Origin of the sequence: Vibrio sp. Y29_XK_CS5, assembly GCF_024181835.1 — a bacterium.
GTDB lineage: Bacteria > Pseudomonadota > Gammaproteobacteria > Enterobacterales > Vibrionaceae > Vibrio > Vibrio harveyi.
On record NZ_JAMZAM010000003.1, the window covers coordinates 23,838 to 32,276 of the forward strand.

9 protein-coding genes are annotated in these 8,439 nt (G+C 46.3%); 5 read left to right on the top strand and 4 right to left on the bottom strand.

Annotation, left to right across the window (positions count from 1 at the left end; translation table 11 throughout):
- Window positions 1–64 precede the first annotated feature (64 nt).
- The 4 genes from NL647_RS14055 to NL647_RS14070 are packed head-to-tail and all read right to left on the bottom strand — an operon-like array spanning window position 65 to window position 5,045.
- Window positions 65–1,606: a hypothetical protein gene (locus NL647_RS14055; RefSeq protein WP_253650310.1), complete on the bottom strand. Its 1,542-nt coding sequence runs from the start codon at window positions 1,604–1,606 to the stop codon at window positions 65–67.
- 4 nt (window positions 1,607–1,610) lie between these two features.
- Window positions 1,611–2,183, bottom strand: coding sequence for a sigma-70 family RNA polymerase sigma factor (locus NL647_RS14060; RefSeq protein WP_005446332.1), 573 nt, complete (start codon window positions 2,181–2,183; stop codon window positions 1,611–1,613).
- Window positions 2,184–2,185: 2 nt separating this feature from the next.
- Window positions 2,186–3,661: a hypothetical protein gene (locus NL647_RS14065; RefSeq protein WP_009699065.1), complete on the bottom strand. Its 1,476-nt coding sequence runs from the start codon at window positions 3,659–3,661 to the stop codon at window positions 2,186–2,188.
- A 31-nt stretch (window positions 3,662–3,692) separates the two neighbouring features.
- Window positions 3,693–5,045: a serine/threonine-protein kinase gene (locus tag NL647_RS14070; protein ID WP_017189912.1), complete on the bottom strand. Its 1,353-nt coding sequence runs from the start codon at window positions 5,043–5,045 to the stop codon at window positions 3,693–3,695.
- Window positions 5,046–5,276: 231 nt separating this feature from the next.
- Between NL647_RS14070 and NL647_RS14075 the strand changes: the two genes are divergently transcribed.
- The 5 genes from NL647_RS14075 to NL647_RS14095 all read left to right on the top strand — a co-directional run.
- Window positions 5,277–6,284: a LacI family DNA-binding transcriptional regulator gene (locus NL647_RS14075; protein WP_038899404.1), complete on the top strand. Its 1,008-nt coding sequence runs from the start codon at window positions 5,277–5,279 to the stop codon at window positions 6,282–6,284.
- A gap of 54 nt (window positions 6,285–6,338) precedes the next feature.
- On the top strand, window positions 6,339–7,265 hold the full coding sequence (locus NL647_RS14080) for a LysR family transcriptional regulator (protein ID WP_009699062.1): 927 nt from the start codon (window positions 6,339–6,341) through the stop codon (window positions 7,263–7,265).
- A 203-nt stretch (window positions 7,266–7,468) separates the two neighbouring features.
- The gene (locus tag NL647_RS14085) at window positions 7,469–7,846 is read left to right on the top strand and encodes an SMR family transporter (protein WP_049534124.1); all 378 of its coding nucleotides are present in this window, start codon (window positions 7,469–7,471) and stop codon (window positions 7,844–7,846) included.
- Window positions 7,847–7,848: 2 nt separating this feature from the next.
- Window positions 7,849–8,178 carry an SMR family transporter gene (locus NL647_RS14090; protein ID WP_005434604.1) on the top strand — a complete coding sequence of 110 codons (330 nt, stop codon included), beginning with the start codon at window positions 7,849–7,851 and terminating at the stop codon, window positions 8,176–8,178.
- Window positions 8,179–8,230: 52 nt separating this feature from the next.
- A partial coding sequence (locus NL647_RS14095) for a hypothetical protein (RefSeq protein WP_253650311.1) occupies window positions 8,231–8,439 on the top strand: 209 nt, incomplete at its 3' end.

An 8,439-nucleotide genomic window follows, 5' to 3' on the forward strand; every position in this document is an offset into this window, starting at 1 on the left:
CAATAAAAATATCAATTAACTTTAAATTTAGGTCTTTATAAACAATGGCTTGTGTTGTTTTGGTTTATTTATAGGCTGCTGTATTTTTTGGGTAGTGGTAAATCATGTTTATTTTTAGCTCTTCTACTTTGCTCGCGTACTGAGGAAATGGGCGTAGGATGTAGCTATAAACCTCCCCCTGAATAAACTCATCATTAGCATGATAATCATTGTTGAAGTAGACATAAGCGTATGCGGATGGCTTAGGTGCAGTCGCGCAATCGGTATTATTGGAGTAAGAAATTACCTCGCTAAACATCCCTTCACCTGCAAGGATTGAGGTGTCCCAAAACTGACAGAATTCATGAGCAAATAAGTCGCTATTAGACGTGACTATGTTGAGATCTGAGTCGAAACCGTCGTAATACTCACCACCTTGAGCATGCCTTCGGTCAAAAATATAGTTACCCGCGAGCGCATGGCGATAACCACCGGCAGTCGGAATGAGCAGATCAAATAGGGCGGACTGATACAGCTCTTTTCCAGTATTGACGTTCAAACGCTCTTCCATTGAGCGCTTGTTTTTTTGCATGGTATAGCTTTCGAAACGATTGTTATCAAAGACGGTAATAAAGTAGTTCTCAGTGTCTTTGTGAACTCGTGACCGGTAGGTTTTCTTCGTAGTCCAGATCTGACGGCTACCTTTGATGTGGATGATCAATGAGTCATCACTGATCTGGTATTCCCCGACTTTATTCAGCTTATGCTCGTCTGGGCAGCGAGTTTTGTTGCTTGAAGCAGCATAAAAAACTTCATCATCAATGAATTTAAATGCTTCACAGTACACTACTTCGTAAGGGTACTTGCGTCCACCGAGCAACGTTGTGGTTTCAAGGCGATATACCACACCATCAATGAGCGGATGTTCTGTATCGTTCTGCTCTGCAGTGACTGCTGGCAGCTCGAAGCGTGTCGTGACCCAAGCGTGATCTTCTGTCCCGTGGTGGTCATCACGTGCAGAGACTGCCAAATATGTGGTTTGGTTGAAGTCTTTTGGCGCGCCTTGCAGCATGATTTGCCCTTGGTTGAGAACGCTCAGTCCGTTGGCGTTTTCTAGCCAAATTCGCGTGGTGAGTAAGTCTCCTTCTGGATCTTCGAACAGCTGTTCCAACCCTAATGAGTAGTTGATAGGGTTGTTTTGTGTCAGTTCCCAACTATAGATAATGGTTTGTAATTGCTGCTCAACCGCTAGGTTTATTATCGGCTTGCCGTTCTCTGTTGCATCGTCGTGTGCAGATTCACTGATGTAGGTTATCGTTAGGTTTTGGGAGTAATTGACCTCCAATGATCCCAAGGCATCTTCAACCTGATCAGGACGGTCTGACAACGTGGATTCAAGCGCTTTTTCAAACGCCAGTTCATTGCTTCTTTCCAATGCAGATGCGGTGAGTGCCTGTTTTACTTCGATAAGGGAAGTGCGTTCTCCGTGAGGCGTATTTCTCTTTTTCTCGTTATTATTCGCTGGTTGTATGTTGGCAGCCGCAGCTGTGGTTTGCTCGTCTGTTAGCCAGTAAAGCGCCATCAAGCAGGTACTCAATGCACCTGCAATCCAGTATTTCTTCTTCATGATTTTACGCGTGTGCCATTCTTGATTGCAGCCAACTGCGGGAGAACTTAAGGTCTTTTTCAATCAAACTGGCGCTGCATTCGAGCAGTTCACAGATCTCTTGGTTTTTCATGCCCATCAGATATTTGAGCTTTAACGCGTTGGATTGGCGCGGGTAGCGCACACTAAAGTTATCGAGTGCTTTATCCATGATGATGAGTTGCTCGAAGCGATCTTCTTCTTCTTTCATCAGCGTGATGTGTTGGCGTTTTTGCGCTTGATGTGAGCGAGCGTTGTCGATCAGGATTTGGCGCATTACTTTGGCTGCCATTAAGAAGAAATCGCGCTTGGTTTCAATCTCACTCATGTCGCAATTAGACATCTTTAAATACGCGTCATGGATCAGAGCTGTGGTGCTGTTTACGCTGTCCGACAGTACCTTATTGTCGGTTCCGTATTTCTCTGCGTTGCGCTCGCGTTCTTGTTGAGCAATTTTACGCAGTTGTAGGTAAGCGAATTGGTACAACTCACTTTCCGCCTGTTTATCGCCTGCTTGCCACTGTTGGATAATTTGCGTCAGAGTAGATTTAGAAGTCATGGCTATACATCCTCACTTACTTTTACAAACTCAGAGATGGAATAGGTTTCAACGCGATCAGAACCATCGCGATTACGGCTAATGTCTTGTTGGTAACGATACAAAATGCCTTGCTCCCAGCTTTTGCCTGCAGGTAGGTATTCCCACGTGGTGTAGTTGATTTCCGCTGGGGTTGGTGACCAACGCACCATCACGTTCATTTGCGCGAGTTCAGCACTTGGTTGGTCATTGTTGACCCACCACATGTCCAAATACTCGTTGGTGACATCTTGGGTGTATAGACTGGTATCTGTAGGGCAGGCAACGGCATCGACAGGTAAACGCAACACTTGGTTATGACGCATTAGTAGACACGACTGCTTCATTGAGTCTTGTAGGTATTGAGTTTGTTGCCATACACCTTGGTAGGCAATTTCGCTATCGACAGAGTCAGGATAGGTAAACCACAACATCTCAGTACGGTTGTGGTGCTTAACGTGCTCGTTTGGTCCCAACCCCTGTACTTTTTCCATTAATAGCTGGGTGCTCGGATCGAAGTTGAGTGCAACCGATCGATATTTCCAATCGCCTTCATCGTCATAATCTTCTAACGAGAAGCCATTGAGGTCGCTACGGGTACAGCCTGAATCGGCGCAGCCGACCAAGCTTTCCCATTCAGAGAACTTTTCAATCGGTTCGACAATTTCTTCGGTTACGCTCTGGTTAAGTGCTAGGAAACAGCCTTGGAAGTAGTCGCCAACACTTGGATGCTGAATCAGGCTCTCTTTAGTGATGGTGAAGTTAATCTCGCCAATTGGTGGGCGGTAACGCGGGTGGTGTTGATAGCGAATATCGAATGCACAGGCGCGACCCTGCCAATCCTTTTTCTTGATGATGATGTTCTTAAATCGCACGTCACGAGGCTCAAAAATGATCTCATTTGAGGCGAAGTTCTTTTCGATGTAGCGTTGGCTTTCATTTAGATGTTCAACTGCTTCTTGCACCGAAACCCAATCCAAATTGAGTTGGTGTTTGGCGTCATCTAGGAAATTGAGGTCGAGACGCTTGAGTTGTGCTTGGAAGGTTGGATCGGATAATACCTTGTTGATTAGCACGATTTCTTGACGGTTTTCCGGAGTGCTGTCGAGAGAGAGCAACAAGCGGGTCATATTGATGCTGCGACTGGGTTTTGTGGTCGCCATGGTCGGTGTGAGCACTTCTTGGCTCGACATTGTGGTGAGCAAGTAGCCGTTATCATCATTGCCGAGGAAGAAGCTGATGACATCGCCAGGACGATACTGAAATGCGCCTTTGTTTGTGTGACCAGACAGGTTGGAACTGGTTTTGTAATACAGACCAGTTACCGGTGAATCGATGAAGAAACCTTGTTTTATGGTAGGCGCTGTCGCTTCTGCCGACGGAGTCGTAGAAGTAGAGTTCGCCCATGCTGGTGCTATCGCTAACGCAGACAACCAGATCGCAATGGAACGTGTGTACATTTTAATTTTTAAGCCTTTCTTATGTTTAGCCTTACTGTTGAGTGCGGTCCTTTGGTGCACAATTTGGCTGACAACTTATTGATTTAGTGAGGTGCTTCTCTGGCACCGGTGTCATCATCGCCAACAGCATTTTCTGTTTTATGTGTTTGGGGATATCTGGGTTAGACAGAATCCGCCTGCGTGTCAGTTCCATCATGGCACTGACGGACATATGCTCGACGTTTTGCCCCTTGGCATGAAAGACAAGGCGCGTCACTTCGTACATGATGTCTTCTGCAATCTTCTTCTCTTGTTGCAGTTGTATGTTCTTTTGAATCAGAGTGTTACCAAACAGCAAACCAGATAACACTAAGATTGCGGACAACAGCGACGGCAGCGGTCGGCGTTGTACTAAACGAAGCGTACTGTACAGTGGCCAGTGCTTCTTTTGCTCTATTGGGCGTCGTTCTAAAATACATTCAATATCTTGGCGCAGTGTCCGAACATTGAGGTAGCGCTGCTTTGCTTTCGCTCGCGTTGCGCGTCTCACCACCCAATAAATATCTGACCATATTGGCTGATCAGGAAACATCAGCGCCAGAATCTTACCCAGTGAATACACATCACTTTGCTCAGTCAAAAACGCTCCGGCTTGCTGTTCTGGGCTGGCGTATTTTTCACTGAAGGCAATTAATGCCGGAGACGAATCATCACTGTTTGATTGCACCTTTTGTGTCAGGTTGAAATCGAGCAGTTTTGGTCGTTTATTGCGATCAATTAGGATGTTTTCTGGTTTGAGATCCGCATGCAGGACTTGATGCTGGTGGGCGTGTTCCATTGCCTGACAAATCTGCTTAAACAGCAACAACTTGTCATCGTCTTCCATTGGCGTGAGCAACAAATACGAGTCTAAGGTCTGACCAAAAACGCGTTCCATCACGATGTAAACCGAATCACCGTGCAAGCCGCCATCAAACACTTTGGCAATGTAAGGATGGTTCAAACGAGCCAGAAGCTGAGCTTCATCAAACAGCGCGCGTTTGCCTAATACATTACTGAGATTGGTTTGAATGAACTTGATCGCAAGGTCTTGCTCGAACGTCTCGTCAGCGCGCAGTGCCGCATACACCACCCCCATACCTCCACGCCCTAACTCGTGGGTGAGTCGGTACTTGCTAACTTCTTCGCCCGTTAGGTCGACCTCTTGTTTGGTTGCCAAATTCGCACCGAAGCCGAGCAACTGTGTCAGTTGTTCTTCTTCGTTTTCACTTGCTAAAAGAGGAGCGATTTGGAGGTAAAGCTCAGGTTGACTCTGCTGCAATTCGTTGAGGTATTGCTGCTTTTGAGAGTCGTCCAGATCAAGCAGGTGATAGTAAATCTGGGTTTCGCTAGAGCCTAACTGCACTGTACTTCGTATCTTATTGTTTTAGGTACGCTATTTTATAAGAAACTCAATATTAATGTCATTTATTTATTCAGCTTTGAATCACAATGTTGGAATTGCAATTTGATGGTTATTTGAGCGGTAAGGTTATGATTTTATTAATGATGTAGCAGATGGATTTTGCCGAGCTTGTCGACGAGGAGTCTATTCGTCATAATGTTACTAGTAACATTACTGATAAATTAGATATTTATGGCTCAGCAGAATAAGAAAGCACGAACGACATTGCAGGATGTCGCAGACAAAGTTGGCGTAACAAAAATGACCGTCTCGCGTTACATGCGCAATCCAGACTCAGTGGCAGAAAAAACGCGAGTGAAAATTGCCGCTGTAATTGAAGAGATGGGCTACATCGAAAACCGTGCTCCGGCGATGCTGTCGAAGTCTTCCAGTAAAGCGATTGGTATTTTACTGCCTTCACTGTCCAACCAAATTTTTGCGTCTTTTGTTCAGGGCATTGAAACGGTCACTAAAGCTAATGGCTATGAAACACTGCTTGCGCACTTTAGTTATGACGAGCTGGAAGAAGAACGCAAAATCGCGTCGCTGCTCTCTTATCAAGTTGACGGCTTAATCCTAACTGAAAGCCACCATACTCAACGCACTTTGCAGATGATCAAAAACGCTGGCGTTCCTGTGGTAGAGACCATGGAACTGCCAGAGCAGCCGATTGATATGGCGGTCGGCATGGATCACGAAGACGCTTCTTACAGCGTCGTAAAGCGCATGTTGGAGTCGGGCAAGCGTACTATTGTTTACTTCGGTGCTCGCTTGGATACGCGTACTAAATTGCGTATGCAAGGCTACGATCGCGCGATGACAGAAGCAGGATTGGAGCCAAAACATGTGCTAACGGGCGATCACTCTAGCTTTTCGTTGGCGCATGATTTATTGGAGCGCGCACTGGCAACCTACCCAGAACTTGATGGTGTATTTTGTACCAACGATGACATCGCGATTGGTACCTTGTTGAGCGCTCAGCAACGCGGCATCAAAGTACCCGATCAACTTGCGGTGGTGGGCTACAACGCATTAGACATCGGACAAACTATCAGCCCGAAACTGACCAGTGTGGATACACCGCGTTTCGAGATTGGTGAGAAAAGTGCCGAGCTATTGATTGCACGCCTTAAGGGTGAAGAGCAAGCCGAGACGGTCGTGAACATGGGCTATCAAATTACAGCAGGCGAGAGCGTCTAACTCGCTCTGGTTCACGTTTATTTTTCATCATTCGTTTCTGATAAGGACACGGGCATGCCACATCAACTTGATGCGTTAGATCTTAATTTAATGCGCCTACTTAAAGCCGTGGTAGAAAATCGCAGCATCAAGTTGGCGGCGATGCAGCTTGGCATTTCGCAACCCAGTGCCAGTCGTGGGGTGATGAAACTCAAAGACGTGTTTGATGATCCGCTGTTTGTGCGTAAAGCACACGGGGTAGAGCCATCCCCAATGGCGATTCGCCTAGCGGCGGAGTTTGATAACATGCTGTCGCCGCTAGAAAAAGTAGTGCAGGAGTTTTCGGATTTTGATCCACTCGAATACCAAGGTCAGATTGCGATTGTGACTGACCCTTATTTGATGGACGAGCAAGGTCAGCGTTTATTGCGCGGTTGCCATCAAGCCTTTCCTCAAGCCTCATTTGCTTTCTCAAGTTGGAACATTTATTCCCAAGACGAGATGTTAGAGGGCGAGCACGACTACTGCATTCTCGATCAAGAAACTGAGTTGTCGAAAGACATCTACATGCGCCCATTGTTTGTTGAAAAGCGTGTGATTTTGGCGCGTAAAGATCACCCGACGCTGTCGCAAATCAGCAATGACTGGGATACGGTGTCGGAATTGCCACTGGTCTCTTTGCCTGCGCCAGCATCCTACAACCCACTGTGTACGGTGGAGTCAGAATATCGCCGCATGGGTTACGAGCCCGTTGTATTGCTCAAGTCCTACAACTTGCGTGTTGCTTGCCAAATGCTGCTTGAGACCGATGCCATCATGTACGCCAGCCAAAGTACTGCACACTTGATGCACGAGCTTGCCTCTTATCCAATGCCGATGGTCAACCGAGAGTTCAGCCAATTTGTTGTTTCTGGGGGTTATTTACAGACCTACCGTAACCACCCATTGCACCGCCATTTGCACCAAGTGGTGCAGCAAACCCTCAATACGCCATTAACGTGATCGGATAAGCAAACTGCCCTTTAAGATATTCAAAAATGAATATCTCAATTACCTGTCTGTTTTGCTGAAGAAGGGCTAATCTGACTACAAATAGTCAGGAGAAGCGGCTCTTTTTATCTTATCAATTCTTTGAATGTCTGATTCTTAAAGGACATTCACCATTCTCCGTTATGCAGTTTTTTAATTTCTGGGGAGGATGAATCATGCTCATTGCACGTCTATTTTTATTGCTCGCCATCGTTGCCGAAGTTGCCGGTACCAGTACGATGTCGTTTATTGGTGAAAGTAATGCGTGGGAAGGCTATCTGGTGATGTACGTTCTGATCGCCATTTCCTATTACTTCTTGTCGAAAGCGGCAAAGAAAATCTCTATCGGTGTCGCGTACGCAACATGGGAAGGTTTGGGTATCGCTTTGATTACCCTGGTTTCTATCGTTTTATTTGATGCCAACTTAAGTACGCAGCAGTTGCTTGGTTTGGCGCTAGCGGTGGTCGGTATTGTGTGTGTGACGCTCGGCGAATCACACAGTCAGCCTCAACAAAAAGATGAGTTTCCGAGCTCATCGAATGCGAGGTGTTAATCATGAGCCAATTTTTCACTGTTTCATTTGGATTTGTTGTCATGGCGGCGTTGGTCGACATCATGGCGAACATGGCGCTGACTCGCTCTAAAGGCTTTAAGCACAGAGGGTGGGGCATCACTGCGATTGTCTTGGTGATGGCAGCGTTTACTTTGCTTGCTCAAGCGGTAAAAGAGATCGACCTTGCGATCGCTTACGCCTCTTGGGGCGCGATAGGTATCTTAGGTACCGCGATTGGTGGTGCTTTGCTGTTCAAACAAAAGCTTAAGCCGATTGGTTGGTTTGGTATCTTTGTGGTGATTGCTGCAGTTGTTGTGATGAAGACAGCTTGATGTTCTTTGCCTGAGTCCTAGATATCGTCATTCTGAACAGCGAGGGACGAGCGTGATTCAGAATCTGCCAACAAAAAGTGCTGTGGCAGAGATGTTTCCTCTCGCTTCACAGCACTTTGATAGTAGATTCCTGATCTCGCCTAAGCTCGTCGGAATGACGGATTCATTCATTTATTTAAAAAGAAAAGTGACCAACCCCAAAGCTTGTCATTCTAAACAGCCAGGAACGAGCGTGATTCAGAATCTGCCAACAAAAAGTGC

Coding starts and splice junctions, on each gene's coding strand:
- NL647_RS14055 (WP_253650310.1), bottom strand. CDS start 1,606: ATGAAGAAGAAATACTGGATTGCAGGTGCATTGAGTACCTGCTTGATG.
- NL647_RS14090 (WP_005434604.1), top strand. CDS start 7,849: ATGAGCCAATTTTTCACTGTTTCATTTGGATTTGTTGTCATGGCGGCG.
- NL647_RS14080 (WP_009699062.1), top strand. CDS start 6,339: ATGCCACATCAACTTGATGCGTTAGATCTTAATTTAATGCGCCTACTT.
- NL647_RS14085 (WP_049534124.1), top strand. CDS start 7,469: ATGCTCATTGCACGTCTATTTTTATTGCTCGCCATCGTTGCCGAAGTT.
- NL647_RS14065 (WP_009699065.1), bottom strand. CDS start 3,661: ATGTACACACGTTCCATTGCGATCTGGTTGTCTGCGTTAGCGATAGCA.
- NL647_RS14075 (WP_038899404.1), top strand. CDS start 5,277: ATGGCTCAGCAGAATAAGAAAGCACGAACGACATTGCAGGATGTCGCA.
- NL647_RS14060 (WP_005446332.1), bottom strand. CDS start 2,183: ATGACTTCTAAATCTACTCTGACGCAAATTATCCAACAGTGGCAAGCA.